General features: G+C 63.0%; 16 protein-coding genes. 1 reads left to right on the top strand and 15 read right to left on the bottom strand.

The genetic code is table 11. The annotated features are described in order from the left end of the window. Window positions 1–24: 24 nt before the first annotated feature. The 11 genes from PI87_RS14705 to aldA form a co-directional block, all read right to left on the bottom strand. Window positions 25–1,188, bottom strand: a complete 1,164-nt coding sequence (locus PI87_RS14705; protein ID WP_039598451.1) for an alkane 1-monooxygenase — start codon at window positions 1,186–1,188, stop codon at window positions 25–27. 281 nt (window positions 1,189–1,469) lie between these two features. Next, on the bottom strand, window positions 1,470–2,762 hold the full coding sequence (locus tag PI87_RS14700) for a glycerate kinase type-2 family protein (RefSeq protein ID WP_039598450.1): 1,293 nt from the start codon (window positions 2,760–2,762) through the stop codon (window positions 1,470–1,472). A 173-nt stretch (window positions 2,763–2,935) separates the two neighbouring features. Continuing rightward, window positions 2,936–3,829, bottom strand: coding sequence for a LysR family transcriptional regulator (locus PI87_RS14695; RefSeq protein WP_039598449.1), 894 nt, complete (start codon window positions 3,827–3,829; stop codon window positions 2,936–2,938). Window positions 3,830–3,857: 28 nt separating this feature from the next. After that, the gene (locus tag PI87_RS14690) at window positions 3,858–4,661 is read right to left on the bottom strand and encodes an alpha/beta fold hydrolase (protein ID WP_039598448.1); all 804 of its coding nucleotides are present in this window, start codon (window positions 4,659–4,661) and stop codon (window positions 3,858–3,860) included. A gap of 40 nt (window positions 4,662–4,701) precedes the next feature. Next, the gene (locus tag PI87_RS14685; RefSeq protein WP_039598447.1) at window positions 4,702–5,802 is read right to left on the bottom strand and encodes a branched-chain amino acid aminotransferase; all 1,101 of its coding nucleotides are present in this window, start codon (window positions 5,800–5,802) and stop codon (window positions 4,702–4,704) included. A 263-nt stretch (window positions 5,803–6,065) separates the two neighbouring features. Next, a complete protein-coding gene (locus PI87_RS14680; RefSeq protein WP_039598446.1) occupies window positions 6,066–7,208 on the bottom strand; it encodes a porin in 1,143 nt (380 codons plus the stop codon). A gap of 118 nt (window positions 7,209–7,326) precedes the next feature. Continuing rightward, complete coding sequence (locus tag PI87_RS14675; protein WP_084209969.1) at window positions 7,327–9,039, bottom strand: GMC family oxidoreductase; 1,713 nt, start codon at window positions 9,037–9,039, stop codon at window positions 7,327–7,329. Window positions 9,040–9,057: 18 nt separating this feature from the next. After that, a complete protein-coding gene (locus PI87_RS14670; RefSeq protein WP_039598445.1) occupies window positions 9,058–10,275 on the bottom strand; it encodes a mandelate racemase/muconate lactonizing enzyme family protein in 1,218 nt (405 codons plus the stop codon). Next, window positions 10,272–11,594: an MFS transporter gene (locus tag PI87_RS14665; protein WP_039598444.1), complete on the bottom strand. Its 1,323-nt coding sequence runs from the start codon at window positions 11,592–11,594 to the stop codon at window positions 10,272–10,274. Before PI87_RS14665 ends, PI87_RS14670 begins: the two co-directional genes overlap by 4 nt. A 28-nt stretch (window positions 11,595–11,622) precedes the next feature. Continuing rightward, on the bottom strand, window positions 11,623–12,843 hold the full coding sequence (locus PI87_RS14660) for an MFS transporter (protein ID WP_332308701.1): 1,221 nt from the start codon (window positions 12,841–12,843) through the stop codon (window positions 11,623–11,625). A 204-nt stretch (window positions 12,844–13,047) separates the two neighbouring features. Continuing rightward, entirely contained in the window at window positions 13,048–14,472 is a 1,425-nt protein-coding gene (aldA, locus tag PI87_RS14655; protein WP_039598442.1) for an aldehyde dehydrogenase, read from the bottom strand. Between the two features lie 377 nt (window positions 14,473–14,849). Between aldA and PI87_RS14650 the strand changes: the two genes are divergently transcribed. After that, on the top strand, window positions 14,850–15,725 hold the full coding sequence (locus PI87_RS14650) for a LysR family transcriptional regulator (RefSeq protein WP_039598441.1): 876 nt from the start codon (window positions 14,850–14,852) through the stop codon (window positions 15,723–15,725). Between the two features lie 43 nt (window positions 15,726–15,768). Here the strand turns inward: PI87_RS14650 and PI87_RS14645 are convergent, their stop codons facing one another. From PI87_RS14645 to fae, 4 genes are all read right to left on the bottom strand, one after another. Further along, complete coding sequence (locus PI87_RS14645) at window positions 15,769–17,142, bottom strand: MFS transporter (RefSeq protein WP_039598440.1); 1,374 nt, start codon at window positions 17,140–17,142, stop codon at window positions 15,769–15,771. Between the two features lie 113 nt (window positions 17,143–17,255). Next, window positions 17,256–18,704, bottom strand: coding sequence for an NAD-dependent succinate-semialdehyde dehydrogenase (locus tag PI87_RS14640; RefSeq protein WP_039598439.1), 1,449 nt, complete (start codon window positions 18,702–18,704; stop codon window positions 17,256–17,258). A gap of 14 nt (window positions 18,705–18,718) precedes the next feature. Further along, a complete protein-coding gene (locus PI87_RS14635) occupies window positions 18,719–19,741 on the bottom strand; it encodes an aldo/keto reductase (protein ID WP_039598438.1) in 1,023 nt (340 codons plus the stop codon). A gap of 11 nt (window positions 19,742–19,752) precedes the next feature. Continuing rightward, window positions 19,753–20,277, bottom strand: a complete 525-nt coding sequence (gene fae / locus PI87_RS14630) for a formaldehyde-activating enzyme (protein ID WP_039598437.1) — start codon at window positions 20,275–20,277, stop codon at window positions 19,753–19,755. Between the last annotated feature and the right edge of the window lie 203 nt (window positions 20,278–20,480).

Here is a 20,480-nt window from a genome sequence, read left to right as displayed (position 1 = left end):
TAACGTATCCGCGTGCTTGCCCCGTCAGGCGCGCGCCGGATATTGCGCCACCACCTGTTCGCGAATCGATGGCTTGATGTTCGCCTGCGACATGTCGCCCTGGTAATGCGCGATCACACGCGGGTTCATCACGCGAAACCACAGCGGCGGCACATAGGCGAGCATCACCATCGCCGCATAGCCGGCGGGCAGTTGCGGTGAGTGCTCGAAGTGGCGCAGCGCCTGGAACGAGCGCGTCGGATTGGCGTGGTGATCGGCATGGCGCTGCAGTTGATACAGGAACAGGTTCGTCACCACGTGATTGCTGTTCCACGAATGCTGCGGCGTACAGCGCTCGTAGCGGCCACTGGGCAGTTGCTTGCGGCACAGGCCGTAGTGCTCCAGATAGTTCACCACCTCCAGCAACGAAGCACCGTAGACGGCTTGGATCAGCAGAAAAGGCACGGCCTTGATGCCGACAAACGCGATGCACACGGCCCACAGCACCACCGTCATCGCCCAGGCGTTGAGCACGTCATTGCGCCACGACCACACCGAATGCCCGTTGCGCTCCAGGCGCTGTTTCTCCAGTGCCCAGGCCGACTTGACGCTGCCCACCACCGTGCGCGGCAGGAACTCCCAGAACGACTCACCAAAGCGCGCGCTTGCCGGGTCAGCCGGCGTGGCCACGCGCACATGATGGCCGCGGTTGTGCTCGACGAAGAAGTGCCCGTACGCCACGGGCGCCAGCGTGATCTTCGCAAGCCAGCGCTCGAAGCCGTTGGTCTTGTGGCCAAGCTCGTGCGCGGTGTTGATCGAGATGCCCGTCACCACGCCCAGCGAGAATGCAAATGCAATGTAGTCGTACCACGTGAGCTGATAGGTATGCAGCACCCACATGGCCGCAGCAAAGCTCACATAGAGCACCGTGGTCGCCAGATAGACGATGCGGCGGTAATAGCGCTGCTTTTCCAGTTCGGGGACGACCGCTTCGGGCGGGTTGTCCCGGTCGTCGCCGATCAGGTAGTCCAGCAGCGGAATGATCGTGAACACGATGAACGGCCCGGCCCACCATAGCGGATGCCACCCAGTGGACAGCGCCAGGGCGGCGGCAATCATCGGCAGCGTGATCGTCAACGCGCCGAGCATCCAGAGATACCGCTTGCTGTCGGTCCACTCAATGGACGCGACGGTGCCGGGTGTGGCCATTGTCTTCCTCCTATTTGCCCCGCTTGATTCGGTTGGCTTGTGTACGCACAGGGGTGCGCCGTCGGGTCATGCCCAACGCCTGTTTTATAGGGGCGGCAGGAGGAGGTTGCCAATGTCTCAGTTTAGGCTGGCACTTCCAAACAAGAACGCCCGTGGCATGGCGCGCACGGGCGGGGAAAACGCTGGTGATTGAAACCGGCGTTTTACAAACGATCGTTCGATTTTGGTGCAGTGCAAACGCACATGCTGCCCGACAAGCGCGTCAGGCAGCACGTTTCGGCTTACGCTGCGTCAGTCTGCGTGTCGATGATGATGGCGCGGAAGTCGTTGACGTTGGTCAGCGTCGGGCCGGTGATGACCGAATCGCCCAATGCCAGGAAGAAGCCGTGGCCGTCGTTGTTGTCGAGGCTCTTGCGCGGTTGAATGCCGGCTGCCCATGCACGGGCAAGCGTGTCCGGCGCAATGATGGCGCCGGCAATTTCTTCGGCACCGTCCACGCCGTCGGTGTCACCAGCAATGGCGTGCACGCCCGGCAGCCCGTCCAGCGCCACCGCCAGCGAGAGCAGGAACTCCACGTTGCGCCCGCCGCGGCCGGTGCCCGTGACGGTGACAGTCGTCTCGCCGCCCGAGAGCAGCACGCACGGCGTCTTGAACGGCTGGCCGCGCTGTACCACCTGGCGTGCGATGCCGGCCATGGCCAGACCCAGATCGCGCGCCTCGCCTTCCAGGCTGTCGCCCAGGATGTACGGTGTATAGCCTGCCGCCTCCGCCACCTTGGCGGCCGCTTCCAGGGCGATCTGCGGTGCGGTGATGATGCGCGTGGTGATGTTCTGCAGGCGTGCGTCGCCCGGCTTGATGCTTTCGGCTTCGTCCTTGGCAAGGAATGCACGTACGTTGTCGGGCACGGCAATCCGGTAGCGCTCGAGAATCGCCAGGGCGTCTGCACGCGTGGTCGGGTCCGCCACCGTGGGGCCGGACGCGATATCGACCGGGTTGTCGCCCGGCACGTCGGAAATCAGCAGCGTCACGACGCGCGCCGGGTGGCACGCCGCCGCCAGCCGCCCGCCCTTGACCTGCGACAGGTGGCGCCGCACGCAATTCATCTCGGCAATGTTGGCGCCGCTCTTGAGCAGCGCCGAATTCACGGCCTGCTTGTCGGCCAGGCTGATGCCCTCGCCCGGTGCCACGAGCAGCGCCGAACCACCGCCGGAAATCAGCGCGATGACGAGGTCGTCTTCGGTCAGGCCGGACACCAGTTGGCGCACGCGTGCGGTGGCTTCCAGGCCGGCCGCGTCGGGCACCGGGTGTGCGGCTTCGACGATCTCGATGCGCTCGCACGGCACGGCATAGCCGTAGCGCGTGATGACCAGCCCTTCTAGCGGCCCCGGCCAGTGCGCTTCAAGTGCCTGCGCCATGGCGGCCGATGCCTTGCCGGCACCAATGACGATGGTCCGCCCCTTGGGCGCCGGCGGCAGATGCTGCGCCAGGCAGAGCGAGGACTGGGCGCTGGCCACGGCGGCATCGAACATGGCGCGCAGCAGCGCGGGTTGCTTGGCGGTGGACGTGGGTTGCATGAGAAGCCTCGAACGGTATGAACAGATTGGAGGCAGTCTACGGAGCGGCGTGCAGCCCGCCTATTGGAGAATCTTCAAGACGGCCTGAACGCCCAGGAAACCCCTGATGGGGCAAGGCTTTGCAGCCAACGACCGGGATTCTTGCCCGGGCAAACCCTAGGATGGGAGCCGGTTCAGACGACGTCCGCCTCAGGCTGCCAGATCATCGGCAAGGTGGCCAGCAGGGCCTGGACCATGGGGTTGTCTGCGCTGGCGCGGCGGTGCAGCAAGCACAGCGGGCACGGCAGCCGAGCGCCGTCCCAGATGACAGCCTGACCGCTCTGCACCATGCCGGCGGCCAGCCGCTCGCGCATGATGCCCAGGGCCACGCCGGACTGCACCAGCTCGATCATCGACGCTTCCTGATCGGCCTCGACCACGGTGTTGTACGACAGGCCACGCTCCGCAAACATCTGCGCCACCATGCCGTGCTGCGAACTGCCAGCGGGCGTGGCCAGCCACGGCATGGCGGCAAGGTCCTGCAGGCTGGCCCCGCGCAGCTTCGCCTCCCAGGCGGCGGGCGCCACCACCACGTAGTGCTCCACAGCCAGCGGGTGCACCGTGATCTCCGGATCGTGCAAGGTGCCCAGGTAGAAACCGGCATCCACCTGACCGTCACGCAGCATCTGCAGCACGCTGCCAGAAATGCCGTGAGCCAGCGTCACGTCGATATGCGGATAAAACTGCAGCAGCGCCGCCAGCAGCGGGCCCAGGCGGATCGACTCGGGATCGATGATCGTTCCGAGCCGCAGCACGCCGGACACATTGCCGCGCAGCGACGATGCCAGTGCGGTCATCTCCTGCGTAGCGTCTACGACGCGCCCTGCAATCGGCAGCAGGCGCCGGCCAGCCGCGGTGACGGTCATGCCGGTGGGCGTGCGGTCGAACAGCAGCACACCCAGCTCATCCTCCAGCCCCTTGATCTGCTTGGAGATGGCGGATTGCGTCAGGTGCAGTTGCTCGGCGGCACGCGCGAGCTGCCCCGTGCGCGCGACGGCGAGTACGGCTTTGAGTTGATAGAGTTCCATGGGTCTGCGCTAGACAGCCGATCGCGGATCAGTTGGACGCAGCAACAAACGTCTTCACCGCATCAAGCACCACCGACTCCTGCTCCCGATGTGGCACGTGCCCACAGCGCGGCAACAGCGCCAGCCGAGCCGGCGCACCGGCCAAGGTCACGATGCGCTCGGGCTGCGCGGTCGATCCGTACTCGTCTTCCACACCATGCATGGCGAGAACCGGGCAGCGGACGCCCAGCAGTTCCTCATCCAGACACCAGCCGGCAAACTCGGGCGACAACCAGGTGCTGACCCAGGCGTCCAGGACCCAATGTGCCTTGTCACCGTGGTACCGCTCCAGGCGCGACATCTGACCGGGCTCGGCAAATTGGGCCTGGGCCGTGCGGATGCCTTCGCGCGTCCGCTCCTCCACAAAGGCTTGCGCAGACTCGGTGATCAGCCCAACGCAACGGTCCGGATACGCAGCAGCAATCGACACCGCCATACCGCCGCCCACGCTGTGGCCGAAGACGATGAAACGCTCCACACCAAGCTGGTCGATAAGTGCGGAGAAGCCGGTATGCGCCTCCTGCCGAATGAAGTCCGCGCTGATCTTGCCCTGATGCGGGTCGGATCGGCCGAAGCCGAGCCGGTCGTAGGCGATCACCGTGCGTCCAGTCGCCTGCGCGAGCCGCTGCGGAAAATCACGCCACAACGCAACGCAGCCGAGCGAATCGTGCAGCAGCACGATGGGCGGCAGCGCGGCGTCATCCGCCGTACCGCCCCACTGCTTGGCATAGAGACGGCCGTTGACGGTGGTCACCCAGGTCTCGACCGCCTCCAGGGAAAGCGACTCAGTCATATCCGCGCGCCTGCATCCGACGATTGAACGAACTTCGGGTTCAGAACAGGCGGTCGAGCCAGTTGTGCGGGTCCGGCGCGCGGCCGTTCTGCAGGTCGACCAAGGCCGCCTTCAGCTTGCCGGTCAACTCACCCACACCGCCATCACCGATGGTGAAGTTGTGCTTGTGACCCTTCACCTTGCCAATGGGCGTGACCACGGCGGCGGTGCCGCAGGCAAAGGCTTCACGCAGGCGGCCGCTCTGGGCGTCGGCCTGCCATTGGTCGATGGAGTACGGCTCTTCGCGCACGGTCAGGCCCATGCCGCGTGCCAACGTGATCAGCGAATCGCGCGTGATGCCCGGCAGGATCGTGCCGGTCAGCGGCGGCGTCTGCAGCGAGCCGTCTTCAAAGACGAAGAACACGTTCATACCGCCAAGCTCTTCAATCCAGCGGCGCTCCACTGCATCGAGGAAGACCACCTGGTCGCAGCCCTCGCGCGTGGCTTCAGCCTGGGCGACCAGGCTGGCGGCATAGTTGCCGCCGCACTTGGCGTCGCCGGTGCCGCCCGGCGCTGCGCGCGTGTAGTTGTCGGATACCCAGATCGTGACGCCCTTCGACGCATCACCCTTGAAGTACGCGCCCACCGGGCAGGCGATCACGCAGAACAGGTATTCAGCCGACGGCTTCACGCCGAGCACTACCTCGGTGGCAATCATGAAGGGCCGCAGGTAGAGCGCCGCGCCCTGCCCTGACGGGATCCAGTCGCGGTCCAGCTTGACCAGCTCCCGCACGGCCTCCAGGAACAGGTCTTCAGGCAGCGCAGGCATCGCCAGGCGCTTGGCAGAGTTCTGGAAACGGCGTGCGTTGGCGTCCGGGCGGAACAGCGCGCCGCCGCCGTCCGGCAGCCGATATGCCTTCATGCCCTCGAAAATTTCCTGCGCGTAGTGCAGCACCAGCGTGGACGGATCGCACGAGATCGGGCCGTGGGCGCCGATCTTGGCGTCGTGCCAGCCCCGTCCCTCGGTGTAGCGGATAGTGGCCATGTGGTCGGTGAACACGCGGCCGAACGCCGGGTTCTCCAGACGGCGCGCGCGCTCATCCGCCGCAACGGGGTTCGGGTTCCTTTCGATCGAAAGGGTCGATTCGACAACGTTGTTCATACCGTCTCCATGGAGTGCTGGGGGCGCGCAGAGCGCCAAGACCGCTATTTTGCGCCATCGGCGGTGCAATTTGGTTGCGTATTCAACGGCACATGACGCAAACGGCCGCCCGCCGCCTGCCACGCCAATCGGCGCAACAAGCGGCAGGCGGCCGCCAGTACAGACCATATCGCTACCAACCGAGGGGCGCCGCAGGCCGACGCCTGGCGGCAAACCCTTGTATTTTCAACGAATTGTCGAAACTCCGCCCAAACCCGGTTAGATCAGAACTTGTGACGCAGGGCCAATCGCACCGCCACCTGGCTGGCCGTCGACGAGGGCGCCTGCGAACCGAGCACGAACGCCTGATCCAGGACCGAGCCCGTCTTGCCGCCGACCACATGCTGGTACGACGTCTGCAGGTAGATGTCCGTGCGCTTCGAGAAAGCGTAGTCCGCCATCAACCCGACGGTATGGATGCGCGGCGCGGCCCGCCCCGTCGAGGCGTCGTACTTCAACAGCGAGAGAACATACTGACCGCCGAGGAAAAATGCCGGCGTGAGCTGGTACTTTCCGTTGACCTCGATGTTGTGATACTTGATCGCGCTGACGGCCCCAGCCGGCATGAACGACGCCCCCAGGTAACCATTGCCCGACGGATTTTTGTTGTAGGTGTTGGAGTACGCCACGCCAACGGTGGCCGGGCCGGTCGTGTAGTTGATGCCCGCGCCAAAGATGCGCATCCGCTCGCTGATGTAGCTGGCATCGCTTGTGGCGATGCCGCCGCCCTCCGTCGTGCCCGCGTTGTCCGCTTGCAGATAGCCGATGCCGAAGCGCCATTCACCGTAGGTATATTTCGCGCCCATGCTGTAAGCACGGTTGTTGGAAAACGACGTGCTGTCGCTCGATGCGTACGTGCCGCCGAACTCCAGGCCGCCAAAGTTCGGGCTCGCGTATTTGATCGCGTTGTCCAGGCGGAATGAGTTGTCGGTGTTGTCGTTGTCGAGCGGATGCGCAAACTGGTATCCGGCCCAGTTGCCGTTTGCCGTCGTGGGCGCGAAGTAGGTGACCACGGCGTCATACTGGCGACCCAGCGTCAGCGTGCCCAGGTCGTTGCTGCTCAGGCCCACATAGGCCTGTCGACCGAACATACGGCCGCCTTGACCAAAGCGGCCCGTATCTCCGGCAAAACCGTTCTCAAGCTGAAAAACGGCCTTGTTGCCTCCGCCCAGATCTTCGTTCCCCTTGAGACCCCAGCGGCTGCCGTTCACATGGCCACTCGCCATTTCCGTCACCGCATGGCCACCCACGTTGCTGGTGTAGTTCAGACCCGTATCGATGATGCCGTACAGCGTAACGCTGCTCTGGGCTGCAGCCGAGCCAACGCACGTGGCGGAGACCGCCAGTGCCAATGCATGTTTCCTCATTCCCTAATACTCCCTGGTTAGTGTTTTTTTGTATTGATTCGAATCCGCACATCCGTGTGCACTGGAAAGAAAAGAGCAAAAGAACGCCACCGCGGCACCGGTTGCGGCCGCGGATACCTCAATCGTTCGAATCGGTTGCTGACGACGTCACAGGCTCAAGCGCCTTGTCGGTCTGCCTCGGCAAGTGGCTTGCATCGCGCGTCGTCACCTCGCTGCGCTGCGCGTCGCGCAGAATCAGGCCGGCGCCCTTCTCGGCGACCATCATCGTCGGCGCATTAATGTTGCCGGACGTGATGTTCGGGAAGATCGATGCGTCAACCACCCGCAGGCCCTCAAGGCCATGCACCCGCAGCGCAGCGTCGACGACCGAGGTGGCCGCATCCGGGCCCATCGCGCATGAGCCGCACAGGTGGTAGATCGAACCCGATTGCTCGCGGAAGTACTGGAGCATGTCTTCATCGGACTGCACCTGCGGCCCCGGTGAAATCTCTTCGATCGTCATCGTCTTCAGCGCAGGCGCCTTCATCAGCGCGCGGATCAGCTTGCTGCCCTGCACGGCTTCGTCCAAATCCTTCTGCGTAGTCAGCGCGTTGATATGGATCTTTGCCGCATCTTCCGCACGGTTCGATGCGATCTCGATCGAGCCCCGACTGGTCGGCCGGCACGGATTGAACGCGATCAGAAATCCCGAGTACGGCTCGGGTTCGATGCTCGCGTGCTCACTCTTCGGAATCCGATATGACAGCGGGTTGAAGTAGAGTTGAATATTCGGTTCCTGCTCGTCAGGCCCACCCCGGAAGAAGCCACCCGCCTGATTCACGCTCATCGCAAGCGGGCCGCGCTTGGTCGACAAGTAGCGCAGGCCGATCTTCATCTTGCCGAGCAGCGTGCCCATCTCGTCGTTCAACGTGGGGCGATTCGCCTTGAAGTAGAAGCTCACGCACAGGTGGTCCTGCAGGTTGCGTCCAACCGCCGGCAGCGCTTGCACAACCGGTACCTGATGACGCCGGAGCAGCGTCGGGTCACCCACGCCAGACAGCTGCAGCAGCTTGGGGGTATCGACAGCGCCCGCAGCGAGAATCACTTCGCGCGACGCATTGATCGTCTCGTCGCCATTGGGGCCGGCCACGACCACGCCAGCCGCCCGCTTGCCTTCAAACTGCACGCGGCGCACAAGAGTGCCGGAGCGCACGGTCAGGCTCGGGCGGCTCTCTGCCGGTCGCAGATACGCGAAGCTGCTCGAGCAGCGCTCACCGTTCCTGGTGTTCAGGTCGTAAATGCCTGCGCCCTCGAACTGCGCGCCGTTGAAGTCGGTCGTGCGCGGCAGCTTCAGTTGCTCGCAACCTTTCAGGAACTCGTGGACGATCGGGTGCACATCCGCTTGCATCGATGTGATGTGAATCGGCCCGGCTGCGCCGTGATGCTCCGGATCGACTCCGGCAGCCGCGTGCGTCTCCAGCTTTCGGAAGTACGGCAGCACATCGTCGAACGACCAGCCCGGATTGCCCGCTGCGGCCCAATCATCAAAGTCGCTGCGCTGACCACGCACGTACACCATCGCGTTGATCGAGCCGGAGCCGCCCACCACCTTGCCGCGCGGACAATACAGCGTACGTCCTTCCAGCTCCGCTTCCGGCTCGCTGTAGTACATCCAGTTGTACCTGCGATTGTAGTAAGTCTTGGTAAAGCCCACCGGCACCTTGAACCAGAACGAGGCGTCGCGCTCACCTGCCTCGATCAACAACACCGAATACTTGCCGGACTCGCTCAGCCGGTTCGCCAGAATGCAACCGGCCGAGCCTGCACCGACGATGATGTAGTCGTAAGTCATGCAGCCCTCTTTGCGCAATCAGCCCTTGGCGGGCGCCAGGTCCTTCACGTCGACGGGCTTCTCGCCCATCTGCAGGTGCAGGCGCTGGCCGGTGTACGGCGAATGCGCGCGCACCACGTCCATGTTCAACTCGATGCCCAGGCCCGGCTCGCTCGATGGGATGATGTAGCCGTCTTCCCAGCGGATCGGCGTCTTCACGACCTCGGCGTGGAAACCGTCCCACGTCATGATGCTTTCCTGGATCAGGAAATTCGGCGTGCAGGCGGCAAGCTGGATGCTCGCAGCTGCACCCACGGGGCCGTTGTAGAGGTGCGGCGCGATCTGCGCGTAATGCACTTCGGCCAGCGTGGCGATCTTCTTGGCTTCGAGCAGGCCGCCGACACGCGCCACGTTCAACTGCAGGATCGACGCGCCGCCCGCTTGCAGCAGCTTGTGGAATTCGTACTTGGTGGTCAGACGCTCCCCCGTCGCGATGGGAATCGACGTGTGCTGCGCGATCGTCGCCATGGCCTCTTCCTGGCCCGGCGGCACCGGCTCTTCAAACCACAGCGGGTCGTACTTCTCCAAGCGCTTGGCAAGGCGGATGGCCGACGACGGCACCATTTGCCCATGCGTGCCGAACAGCAGGTCAGCCTTGCTGCCAACCGCTTCGCGCACACGACGGCAGAAAAGCTCGCAGCGGTCGAGCACTTCCATCGAAATCTGATGACCGGAATACGCGGTGTACGGACCCGCCGGATCGAACTTCACGGCGGTAAAGCCGAGCTTGACGTTCTCCAGCGCGCATTCAGCGGCGAGATCCGGATCGTCGTAGTCGTACTCACCCTGGGCGTTCTTCGGATAGAGGTAGGTATATGACCGCAGACGCTCATTCACCATGCCACCCAAGAGCTCATACACGGGCTTGCCTGCGGCCTTGCCGATGATGTCCCAGCAGGCCATCTCCAGGCCGCTGACGATGCCCATCATGGTCAGGTCAGGGCGCTGTGTGAAGCCACTCGAATAGCACTGGCGGAACAGGCGCTCGACGTGGTGCGGATCGTGGTTCAGCAGGTAGCGCTCGAACGTGTCTTCAATGGCCGGCACCATCGCCTTCGGGTGGAACGTGGCGGAGTAGATCTCACCCACGCCCTCGATGCCGTCGTCCGTCTTGAGCTTGACGAACAGCCAGTACATGCCGCCCACATGCGGCGGCGGAACAGCGACAACATGCGTTTCAAGCGAGACGATTTTCATGATGTTTCCTTGTTGCGGTTCAAGCGTTGTTTGAGCGCGGCGGCCGCGCCCGCACCCAGCAGCGCAATGGCAGCGATGTAGCCGAAATAGAGTTGATAACCACGCGCCCCCGCGAAGGTCTGCGTGACATAGCCGTTGATCAGAGGGAGGAAGACGTCGGGGGCGTAGCCCAGCACCGAGATCAGGCCAATGGCCAGCCCCGCGCAGTGCTGGGGTACCTTGCAGTCGTCGAGCAACGACCAGTACAGCCCGCGCACCGCATACGTCAGGATGCCGATGAACAGCACGAGCACCACGAGAATGGCGGCCGGACTATCGGTGGGTGCAAAGATCATTCCCACCAGCGATACCGCCGCCAGCACCAACGCCCAGAGCAGCACGGACACCTTGGACGTGCGGTCGCCCAGCAAACCACCACCGATGCCGCCGATCGGGCGCATCCACAGCTTGAGCGTGGTGATCACACCGGCTGCGGTAGCACTCAACCCAAAACCGCCTTCGTGCAGATAGGCCGAGAAGCTATAGGTCGCCCAGAACACCTGATAGCCGCAGAACACGATCGCGACGACCAGCCACAACTCGGGAATGGCAGCAAGTGTCTTCAAATCGCTCAACACGTTGCCGCGCTTGGCCTGGATGGCCTTGACGTCACGCTGCGCGGCGGGCCGGCCGTCCTTCACCAGCGCGAGCAGCACACCCAATGCAATGCAGAAGAATGCATACAGGTGGACAACGTGTTTGAAGCCCTCGACATCCGATTCGCCACGCGTTTGCGTGACGTAGGCAAACAGCGCAATCGCAATGGTGGCCAGCGATGCCTCAATCAGCCCGCGCCCGCCATCGAGCAAACCGAAGAAGCGGCCCTGCTCGCCCGGCCCGGCAATCAGATTCACGCGCTTGATGACCGCAGCCCAGAACGTGAGTCCCGTGCTCAGGCCCCACGCGCCAAAGATCATCACCAACACCGGGAACGCCGGCCCCGTGGCGTACAGCAGGCCAAGTGCCCCCGTCGCCAACAGTGAGAAGCAGATCAGCCAGCGCGGGGGCAGACGGTCAGCCAACCAGCCGCTGGGTAGATAGCTCAGCAGGAAGATCGTGCCAAGCGACGAATACAGGTAGCCCAGTTGCACATCATCGATGCGGAAGAACTCCAGCATCGTCGATTGATAGACCTGTCGTAGATACAGCATCGGGTAAATCGCGCCCGCAGCGACTACCAGCAATATCAGTTGCACATAGCGCTGCGTGCGCGCGTTGCGCGACGCTTGCACCTCTGCAGGCAACGGCACGGATGTGACGTGAGCCGATCGAGTTGGCATTGTGTTGTCCGCCGCTTCAGTCAAGGCTTTACGCCTTCGCGTTTTTGGCAAGACGACCAAAGCGATACTTGAGCACCAATGCACCCAACGCACCGAGCAATGCCATCACGATGATGTAGCCGAAGAAATACCGGTAACCGAGCACACCGGCGTACTTCGTGGTGAGGTAAGCACTGATCTTCGGCAGGAAAATATCGGGCGAATAGCCCACCATCGAAACCATGCCGATGGCCAAGCCAACGCAATGGTCGGGAATGCCGCATTTACCCACCAGCGCCCAGTACAAGCCGCGCACCGCATAGCCCAACATGCCGAGAAGCAACACAAAGCCCAGCAATACCGGGACCGATGCACCGGCCGGCACCATGCTCAAGCCAGCCAGGCCAAGCGCACCACAGACCAGAACACCCGCCAACACCAATTCACGCGAGAACTTGTCGGCCAAGAATCCACCACCGACACCCCCAATGGGGCGCATCCACATCATGGCGACGGTAATGGTGGCGGCAATGGTTGCCGACGTGCCAAATTCAGGCAGTCGCACGAACGCAGAGAACTTGTACGACACCCAGAACATCTGATAGCCACAAAACACCACGGCCGCCAGAATCCAAAGTTCCGGAATGCCTGCCAGGGTTTTGAGATCCGCCCACAGGTTGCTCTTTTTCTTTTCAACCGGCGCGCTGCCTTTCTCTGCGCCTTGCGGATCTTTCAAGCAAAACAAGATCGTGCCCAACGTCACGCACAGCGTGGCATACATCAGCAGGATCATGCGAAAGCCGGTCGCTTCTGCATTCTGGCTGGCAAAGTACGAAAACACCGTCAGCGCAATCACCGCCAGTGCGGCTTCCACCAAGCCACGGCCGCCATCCAGAATGCCGAAGAAACGGCCCCGCTCCTCAGGCAAGGAGATTGAGTTGACGCGCTTGATAATGGCCGACCAGAAGGTCAAGCCCGTGGTGACGCCCCAGCAGGCATAAATGACGCACAGCGTTTCATAGGAGGGTGCGGTGGAATACAGATAACCCAGCGCACCCGTCATCACCAATGAAAAGCTGATCAAAATGCGCGGGCGGACGCGGTCTGCCAACCAACCGCTTGGCATATAACAAATCACAAACACCGTGCCCAAGATGGAATACAGCGTGCCGAGCTGCAGATCATTGAGCTGGAAGAACTCCAAGATCGTGACTTCATACACCTTGCGCAGATACAGCATCGGGTAGATCGTGCCTGCGGCCAGCAACACCAGCGCCAACTGGATGTAACGCTGCACGCGCGCGGACTGCTGCGCACTACCGGCAGAAAGCGACGCTGTCTGCGCTGTTGACGATGAAGTCGTCATTGGAAGTCTCCTTGGAAAGCGCGTTGCGCGATTCCGATTGTTCTTATGGGGAAACAGATGTGCCGTGCGCTCGGTAGCAAGCGCACGGGTTGGGCGCAACCGCGCCGATCAATACTTCATGACCACCAAGCGTGTTTGCGTGAACTCCAGCATCCCGTGCTTGCCGTCGTCGCCGCCGAGGCCGGAGCGCTTCCAGCCGGCGTGGTAGCCCTGGTAGGGGTCGGCCGGCGTGCGGTTGACGTACAGCTCGCCGGCTTCGATCGCGTTCCCGACCTGCATCGCCACGCGGTAGTTCTCGGTGTAGAGCACGGAGGCCAGCCCGAATTGGTGGTCGTTGGCCAAGGCGATGGCCTCGTCGATGGTCGAGTAGCGCAGCACGGCCAGAATCGGGCCGAAGGTTTCTTCCTGCACGATCTCCATGTCCTGACGGCAGTTGGTCAGCAGCGTGGCCGGGTAGAAGAAGCCGGGGCCCTCGGGCATCTTGCCGCCGGTCTCCAGCGTTGCACCGTCGGCAATCGCACGTTCGACCATCGCGTGAATGTTGGCGCGCGCCGATGCGCTCACCTGCGGCCCCATGCACGACGGGTCGACGGCACGGTCGCCGATGCGCACGGCGGCCATCTTCTGTTTGAGCAGCGCGACTAGGCGGTCGTGCACGCTCTCATGCACGTAGACGCGCTCGATGGCGGTGCAACGCTGACCGCAGTGCGCGATCTTGGCCGCGACAAGCGCCGCGGCCACGGCCTCCAGGTCGGTGTCCGGCTCAACGATGGCAGGCGTCTTGCCGCCAAGCTCGAGCGATGGCCTGGCAATGTTCACCTTGCAGTAGTCGAGCACCTTGCGGCCCGCATTCACGCTGCCCGTGAGCGTGATCATGCCTACCGCCGGGCGCGTGCACAGCACCTCGGCCGTGGCGTGATCCATCGCCAGGATGTTGACGACACCCGGCGGGAACCCCGCTTCATCCACCGCCTTGGCAATCTCGAATGCCGAGACAGGCGTGTTGTTGCTGGGGCGCACCACCACCGTGTTGCCCGTGATCAGTGCAGGCGCGATCTTGCGCAGCAGCGTATAGACGGGATAGTTGAATGGGATCAGGCAGGCCACAACACCAATCGGCTCGCGTTGCAAAAGAAGCGTCTCGTCAGGCGTATCGCTGGGGATGATCTCGCCCTCGATCCGGCGCGCCCACTCGGCGTGATAGCGCGTGATCTGACTGGCATAGATGGCTTCATTCGAAGCATCTTCAACGCTCTTGCCGGACTCCTGCACAAGCGCCGCGCCAATCTCGGGGGCGCGTGCCGTCAGCGCGTCGGCAAGCTTGTGCAGGTAGGCAGCGCGCTCGGTGCTGGGCAGCTTGCGCCAGGCATTCTGTGCAGCGGCGGCGGCCTCGACGGCGGCAACGGCTTCGTCCGCTGTCGCGGCGGACACACGTGCGAACGGCGCCTCAGTGGCGGGATTGTGAACAACGATGAATGCATCGCTTGCTGCAGCGGCAAAACGGCCGTTCACGTAGTTGCACTCGGTACGCATGAAGACGCTCCTTCGGGTGGATGAGCGAATCGCTTCGACTTCGACTAGCGATCACGCATCACTGGACAGGAGCGCATTCTGTTCAGGCGTTCAGTGCACGACAAACGACTTATTGTTACAGCGGGTATGCGTAAAACTCATGCTGAGCTGATCGATCCGCCACAAGCGCACACCGCATATGGCTGTGCGAGATTTCGCAATGCAGATTGCGGATCACGGAGCCGCGCAATTTTCGGACGTATCCGAATGCTGCCAGGCAACGAAGCGCATAACGTCTCGCGACATCGACGTCCAAAAGATGCCCGGACGTTGTGACATAGTTTGACTCTCCGCTGACCCGCAGAACCGGCATCGATGAACCAGAGGACACCGACACCATGCGACGCCTACCATCGCTGATCGCGTTGCGATTCTTTGAGGAAACCGCGCGGCATCTGAGCTTCAGCCGCGCAGCAAGCTCGCTGTTCGTGACGCAAAGCGCCGTCAGTCGGCAAATCAGGCTGCTGGAAGATTCGCTTGGCGTGCAGCTCTTCGAGCGTGACCACAAGGGCGTCAGCCTGACCGATGCGGGTCAGCGGTTACTCCCCTTCGTGGAGCAGGCGTTCGACGCTATCGAGCGCGGCGTTGGCGAAGTTGCCGCGGAGCCTCCGGAAGCGAAGCGCCGCCTCACGGTATCGCTGCCGCCCACACTCGCGACCCAGTGGTTCTCGCCACGGTTGGGGACGCTCTCGGAGGCACAGCCGGATGTTGAATTGTCGATCCGCACGGATGCGTCAGACGACAGCGATTGCCATATCCGCTTCGGACGCGCCGCGCTGCCCGACATGCATTCGGAACTGCTGATGATGGAACGGCACGCCCTGGTGGGCGCACCAAAGTTTTCCGGTGAGCCACTCGACACACTGCTCGGCACGCTGCCGCCATTGCATGTGCTGCACGAGGGCAAGCGCCTGACGATGTGGGCCGACTGGTGCGCGCGGGCAGGCTTCCCTTACAAGCGCGTCGGGGACGGCATCGAATTCTCGACGCTTGAGCAAGCGATCCACGCCGCCCGCAAGGGTGCCGGACTCGCCATCGTCGACTTGAACATGATCGAGGAAGAGATCGGCGACGGCACGCTCGTGCAGTTGTCGCCCGCGCAGGTGGTCGGCCCGTTCGGTTATTGGCTAGACGTTGCGCCAACCAACGCCGCAGTTGAACACGTGCTTGTGTTTGCCACGTGGTTGCGGGAGCAAGTGGCGGAGCGAACCTGACTGACAGGCGCCCCACCACCCGCTTGTTGCGGTTGTAGATGCTTCAGTGACCAGCCGCCTGGTTGAGCGTCAAATGCTTTGTCTCCGGCGCCCACGCAATCGACACGATCATTCCGATCAACAGCACGGCTGCCAGCGCAAACATCGTTGCCTGGAAGCCAAGCGTCGTAATACTGACCGGCAGCAGGAACGTGCCAACCGCAGAGCCCAACCGGCTGCACGCTACCGAGAGGCCCACGCCACTCGCTCGTACCTCCGTTGGGAAACATTCGGGAGGAAACACGCCAACGAGGTTGCTGAACGCCGACATCGTGAGCGTGAATATCGCAAACGCGATGATCATGGCGACTGAAGCCGTGGACGGCAGGAGTGCCAGTGCCAACAGCGACGCGCAAGTCACTGCAAACGAGCCGATCAGGAAGCCACGCCGCGACAGTACGATCGTGAGCCAGATACCAACCAGCGCGCCCAGCACGAGGAAGGCGTTGAGCAGCAGATCCGTGCCAAAGCCTTGCGACAAGCCGATCGTCCAGAGAATCGTCGGCAGGAACGTGTAGATCGCAAAGTACGGGATCACCAGGCACATGAAGAACACGCAGTTGAAGACCGTGCGGCGAATCAGATCCGGTTGGAACAGGCGCGCAAAACCAACGTTCTCATGCGGTTCAGCCGCACCATCCAGCACGACATTCGGGCCGAAGAGTTTGGCGACAATCGCGCGCGCTTCCTTCACGCGCCCCTTACCGGCCAACCAGCGCGGGGATTCCGGCGTACCCATGCGCAAGACCAGGATGATTGCGGCAGGCAATGCGGCCGAGGCCAGCAGCCAGCGCCAGGCATCAGGCGTGGCGTGCGCATAGGCCATGCCGAGCACGTTGGCAATCACGTAGCCCACGGTCCAGATCACGCTGAACGAACCCAGCAACACACCACGATGCTTGCGCGGCGAGAACTCGGCAAGAATCGCATGGCCGACCGAGAAGTCTCCCCCCATCCCAATGCCAATGAGGACACGCAACAGGAACAGCTCTGTTGGCGAAGTCACGAAGAACTGCGCGGCGGACGCGACGGTGATGATCAGGAAGCTCGTCAGGAAGATCTTCTGACGGCCCATGATGTCGGACAAGCGGCCAAACAGCAGGCTGCCGATAAAGATGCCGAATAGCGCGGAACCACCAAGCATTCCCATCCAGAACGGATCGAGCGGCATCTGATTGCCCATGGCGCTGAGCGCGTAGCCGACGGTACCGATCACGTAGCCTTCGGTCAGGTGTGCACCAAAGGTCAAGCCGGCGATCTTGATATGGAAACGGTTCAGCGGAACATCGTCGAGATTGACCCGACCTTGCAGCCGTTCAACGGCTGGAGACCGCGGCATTGCGCCGTCAGCAACATACTGAGCATTCGATTGGCTCATGGCTCTCCTCTGATTTTTTAGTGATGGCGCGCGGGCGTGGGACGCCACGGCGAGGGAAAGGGAGCGCCGAGCACCCAGAGAAGGTGCACGGCACTTATCGCTTGGGAAGCGATTTAGCGGCCGAGACCGGCCATCAACGTGTACTTCAGCTCGACGTACTCGTCGATGCCGTACTTCGAGCCTTCGCGGCCGAGGCCGGATTGCTTCACGCCGCCGAACGGTGCGACTTCGGTGGAGATGATTCCGTCATTGACGCCAACCATGCCCGACTCCAGCGCACCCGACACGCGCCATGCGCGGCCAAGATCGCGCGTGTAGAAGTACGCAGACAGACCAAACGGCGTGTCGTTGGCGGCAGCAATGGCGTCTTCCTCGGTCTTGAAGCGGAAGCAAGCAGCAACGGGACCGAAGGTTTCTTCCTCGGCAATCAGCATGTCGGCCTGCATGCCGGTCAGCACGGTCGGCTCGTAGAACGTGCCGCCCAACGCGTGGCGCTTGCCGCCAGTGACCACGGAAGCGCCCTTCTCGGTTGCATCGGCCACGTGCGACTCCACCTTGGCCAACGCTACCGCATTGATCAACGGGCCCTGATCGGTTTCACCTGCGAGTGCATTGCCGACGCGCAGCTTGCGCACCGCTTCCGCCAGCTTCTGCGTGAAGGCGTCATACACGCCCTCCTGCACAAAGAAACGGTTCACACACACGCAGGTCTGGCCTGTATTGCGGAACTTCGATGCCATCGCACCTTCCACGGCCGCGTCGAGGTCCGCATCGTCAAACACGATGAACGGCGCATTGCCGCCCAGTTCGAGCGACAGCTTCTTCAGCGTGTCAGCCGATTGCTTGGCCAGCAGCTTGCCCACACGCGTCGAGCCCGTGAACGACAGCTTGCGCACGACCGGTGATTCGGTCATCACACCGCCGATGGCCACGGCATCGCCCGACACGATGTTGAACACGCCGGCCGGCACCCCCGCGCGCTCGGCCAGCACGGCGAGTGCAAAGGCCGACAGCGGCGTCTCTTCCGACGGTTTGAGTACCATCGTGCAACCGGCTGCCAGCGCGGGGCCGGCCTTGCGCGTGATCATCGCCAGCGGAAAGTTCCACGGCGTGATCGCCGCCACCACGCCAATCGGCTCACGCGTGACCACAATCTGTGCGTTCGGCTTCGGGCTCGGGATCACGTCGCCGTACATGCGCTTGGCTTCTTCGGCAAACCACTCAAGGAAACTGGCCGCGTAGGCCACTTCGCCCTTGGCTTCGGCCAGCGGCTTGCCCTGCTCGCGCGACATCAGTTCGGCCAGCGCATCACGGTGTTCGAGCATCAGCTCGCCCCAACGCTTGACGCGTGCGCCGCGCTCTTTGGCGGTGAGTGCGCGCCAAGCCGGCAAAGCGCGCCCTGCCGCGTCGATGGCCTGCTGGGTTTCAGCAGCGCCACCCTTGGCGACCTGCACGATCGTCTCGCCGGTGGCGGGGTTCAGCACGGGATACGTTGCTGCGCCCGCTTGCGGCACATACCATTCGCCGCTGATGTAATGACCTGTCTTGAGAAATTCGCTCATCGTGTGTTGCTCCTTCAATCTGCCGCAAAAACGCCTTGCGGCGGACGCGCTTCACGTGCGCAGCGCTTGCCGGCCGTGTAGTCGTTGATGAGGTCGCACGGCGTGTAGTTGCGGTCGAGCTCGAACAGCTCGTCTTCGGTCAGCCTGGTTTCGAGCGCACCCAGTGCGCTATCGAATTGCGCAACCGAATCGGCGCCCACCAGCATGCTGGCGATGCCCGGGCGGCTCAGCACCCACGCCTGCGCGATCTGCGCGGCCGGCACGCCGCGGCGCTTGGCCACCTTGGCCACCGAGTCCGCAATCGCCAGCGATGCCGGGTCGCCATACATCTGCGCGGTGAAGAAATCGGTCTGGTTGCGCGTCGATGTCGGCTCGCAGGTCAGCAAGCCGCGCGCCAGCGGGCTGAACACCGACACGCCCACACCCTGGTCGATGCAATACGGCACCATCTCGCGCTCTTCTTCGCGGTAAGCGAGGTTGAGCTGGAGCTGCATGTTGATCGGCTTGTGCCAGCCGTTGCGCTCGCACACCTGCATGATCTTGGCGAACTGCCACGTGTACATGGTCGACACGCCGAGGTAGCGCGCCTTGCCCGCCTCAACAACGTCATGCATCGCGCGCATGGTCTCTTCAACGGGCGTGTTCACATCAAAGAAATGCAGCATGTAGACATCGACATAATCCATGTCGAGCCGCTTGAGCGACGCGTCAATGCCATCGAGGATGTGCTTGCGCGAATGGCCGCCCGCATTGGGGTAGTTGCCCATGTCGTAGCCGACCTTGGTGGTCACAACCAGCTCTTCGCGGCGCGCGAGGCGCTTCAGGATGCGGCCGACAACTTCCTCGCCGACACCGGTCGAGTAGAAGTCGGCCAGGTCGATGAAGTTGACACCGGCTTCCAGTGCGTGGCGCACGATCGGCTCGCTTTGCGCTTCATCAAAAATCCAGGGCTTCCATTGCGGCGTGCCCATGTTCATCGTGCCCAGACACAGGCGCGACACCTTCAGGCCGGATTGGCCCAGGCGGACGTACTCCATCTTGGGTCTCCTCAGCCCTTCTTCGGGGTGTAGAACGGGTTGGAGACATCACGCGCGGCGGCAAACACGGCTTCCTTGCGCGGCAGGCCTTCCATGGCGGCGATGATCGCGTTGCGGCAGGCCTTGTAGTTGTTCTCGAACACAGCGTCGAGGTTGTCGGTCTTGGGGTTCACCCAGTTGGCCGACACGACCACCCAGTCGTTCTCCGCTTCCGGCGGCAGCGTGCCGTTCTCCAGCGCTTCGGCCACGGCCTTGGCGATACCGGCCTGCGATGCGCCCCACGTGGCGTTGCCGTGGAAGTCGCTCTCGATCGGCGCCTTGTTCACGTACAGCGTGAGCGGCTTGGTCGGGATGCCCGGCTGCGCGATGATGACGAACGGTGCATGGCCAGCCGACGGTGTCGCCAGTGCGGTGGAGAATGCCTGACCAGCAGGGCCGTTGCGCGGGCCAATCAGCACGTTGATGTGCGCGAGGTTGACGCCGGGGCCTTCAAAGCCTTCGCCGATGTAGAGCTGCTTTTGGGTGGGGGAAGTCATTGCGATGTCGCGTCCAAGGGGGTTATGCGCGGCCATTGTGTCGGCGTGCGATTCCACCCGGGAAGCGACAAATTTCGATGACGGGGTATGCGCAAGCCGCATATCGGGACGATTCCGAAGCTGCGGCGTAGCGGGACTGTGACGCGAGGTGGCGAGCACCGTCAGGACGGGCCAGCCCCCTGGAATATGCGGAGCGGCGCTGG

It is taken from the genome of Ralstonia sp. A12 (assembly GCF_000801955.1).
GTDB lineage: Bacteria > Pseudomonadota > Gammaproteobacteria > Burkholderiales > Burkholderiaceae > Ralstonia.
Note: the sequence above shows the minus strand (reverse complement) of the source record. Positions and strands in the feature narration are given on the sequence as shown.